This window comes from Desulfovibrio sp. 1214_IL3152, assembly GCF_036763055.1.
Classification (GTDB): Bacteria; Desulfobacterota; Desulfovibrionia; order Desulfovibrionales; family Desulfovibrionaceae; genus Desulfovibrio.
The window spans coordinates 1-2,230 of sequence record NZ_JBAIYW010000200.1 but is presented as its reverse complement, the minus strand read 5'-3'; the positions used below and the strand labels follow the sequence as shown (position 1 = coordinate 2,230).

General features: G+C 56.2%; 3 protein-coding genes. 1 reads left to right on the top strand and 2 read right to left on the bottom strand.

What is annotated here, in order from left to right; translation table 11 throughout:
- Positions 1–55: 55 nt before the first annotated feature.
- Positions 56–880 carry a histidinol-phosphatase gene (locus tag V6C07_RS04200; RefSeq protein ID WP_333535108.1) on the bottom strand — a complete coding sequence of 275 codons (825 nt, stop codon included), beginning with the start codon at positions 878–880 and terminating at the stop codon, positions 56–58.
- 267 nt (positions 881–1,147) lie between these two features.
- Here V6C07_RS04200 and V6C07_RS04195 point away from each other — a divergent pair, with 267 nt between their 5' ends.
- Positions 1,148–1,639, top strand: a complete 492-nt coding sequence (locus tag V6C07_RS04195) for a YbjN domain-containing protein (protein ID WP_333535107.1) — start codon at positions 1,148–1,150, stop codon at positions 1,637–1,639.
- A 255-nt stretch (positions 1,640–1,894) separates the two neighbouring features.
- Here the strand turns inward: V6C07_RS04195 and V6C07_RS04190 are convergent.
- Positions 1,895–2,230: riboflavin kinase (locus tag V6C07_RS04190; RefSeq protein WP_333535106.1), on the bottom strand; the 336-nt coding region annotated here is incomplete at its 5' end.

The following is a 2,230-nucleotide window of genomic DNA, read 5'->3' as shown; positions in this document are numbered from 1 at the left end:
TCGGGCGACGGCCACGCAGCCGCCAGAGCAATTTCAAAGTGAAATTGCTCTACAGCTAGAATTCAAGCTTGCGCCGCTCTCTCCCCACGGCGATGCGGTTGCGTCTGAAGCCGAACGAACGGGCGTAGCGCGCCAGATCATCGAAGTGTGATACGGTTTCAGCCGCCGCATGGGCATCGGAACCAAAACTGATATCCAGCCCCAGATCAGCCGCAAGCCCCATAATGACCGGGCCGGGGTACGGCTCGCGAAACGCCTTGCGCAGGCCCGCGGAGGAAACTTCCATAGCCACGTCCTGATCCCGCATGGCTTCAAGGGCGTACGCCACAATATCCAGACTGCCCGGCTGCCGCAGCCACGTCTGAAAATCTTCGTAACAGCAGACCTTGATAAAGTCCGGGTGGGCCACCACGTCCACAAGGCCCCCGGCCGCCAGCCGGGCCATTTCGCCATAATAGGCCTCATAGCGGGCAAAGCGTTCCGGCAGGGTCAGTTCCTCGCCCCAACTGCGCGGGGAGCCAATGGGTACATCGTGAACAAAGTGTAGGCCACCGATAACATAGTCAAAGGGATATCGGCCCAGCAGATCTTCCATCCACCCCATATTCACGGGCAGCCAGTCCAGCTCCATGCCGAGCAGCACCTGGGGGCCGCCGGGGGCTGCGCTGTCCTTGAGCGCCAGCACCGCTTCCACATAGGCGGGAAAGGTCACGTTGAGGTCCCCCTTGTACAGGGGGCAGGAATAGCCCGGCGGCAGGGGGGAGTGCTCCGAAAACCCGTACCAGTCCACATGACGTTTCCTGGCTGCCTCATACATGTCGCCCACGGTGTCTTGGCCGTGGGCGGCCAAAGTGTGATTATGCAGATCAGCGCGTATCATCGTCTGATCATACGGCAAAGCGCGGACAAAGACCACCCGGCACGCGGGCTGGTTTCCGCTAAAACATACTTTTATAGTTTTTTATATATAATATATTATCATTTATTGCCCGATATTAATAGAGAGAATCAAAAGCGTTTACAAAGGCGAAATGCGCTGTATAATGGTAAAGAAAGCTTCGCGAAAAAAGCGGGGCCACGATGCCCTTCGCGCCTTTCGTTCCGGCGCTGATGCCGGAATAACGCAGTATACTATCAGGAGAAACAAGTGAAAAAACTTTTAACGCTCGCGCTGAGCCTGTGGATGACCTGCGCCTTTGCCGCCGGGGCCATGGCTAACAGCGATATCATTACAGCTTCGGACCATGAAAAAATACTTGAAGTCGCCAAAGGTTTCGGCAGCGCCGAACTAAGTGCCTCATCCAAGGGAACGCCCATCATTCAGGGGCGTATAGACGGCACCAAGTACGCCATATGGTTTTCAGGATGTACCGACGGCAAGAGCTGCAGCACCCTGCAATTCTTGGGCATATGGAAAGCCAAAGACTTTTCTATGGAAGAAATCAACAAATGGAATGCCCAAAAGGTATACACCAGAGCCTACCTTGATCAGGATCGGGACCTGGCCCTGGAAATGGACGTCTTTATGCGTTACGGCATGACCCAAAAAAATCTGGAAGAAATCTTCGACCTGTGGAAAACATCCCTCAAGCATTTTTCTGAGGTAATTTCCGTGCAATCCAAAAAAACACCTCTGTAATTTCCCGTCAGGCAGTCTCGTTTTGCGGCTGCCCTGACTGAAATTGCGACGCGGCCGTAACAACAGCGGCCGGACACAAAACAGAAAAGGCCGGTCCATCATAAGGACCGGCCTTTTCATCGTTGACTTGTGCGCAGCAGCGGTACAATTCATGCTCCGGCACGGGGCGAGTCCGTCCGCCGCCGCGCAGTAAAAAATCCATCCGGAGCGATCCAGACGGCAACCGCTCTGCAAGCTGTTCCGGCAGTCTTGCCCCTACTGCCGAACAAAGGCCGCCAGTATGCGTCGCGCCTGCTCCACATCCGCAGCGATCTGCTGCTTGAGAGCATCCACGGAATCAAAGCGCTTTTCGCCGCGCAGGTGCTCCACAAAGTCCAGCCGCAGCGTCCGGCCATAAAGGTCGTCGCCGCCCTCAAGCAAAAAAGTTTCCACGCTCAGCTCGTTCTGCCCGAAGGTGGGTTTGCAGCCTATGCAGGTCACTGCGGGCCGGGTTTTGCCGCTGTCGGCAGGAGTGGCAAGGGTGGCGTAAACCCCGATTCTGGGGATGACCACTTCCGGGCGGGCCAGATTGGCCGTGGGAAAACCCAGGCC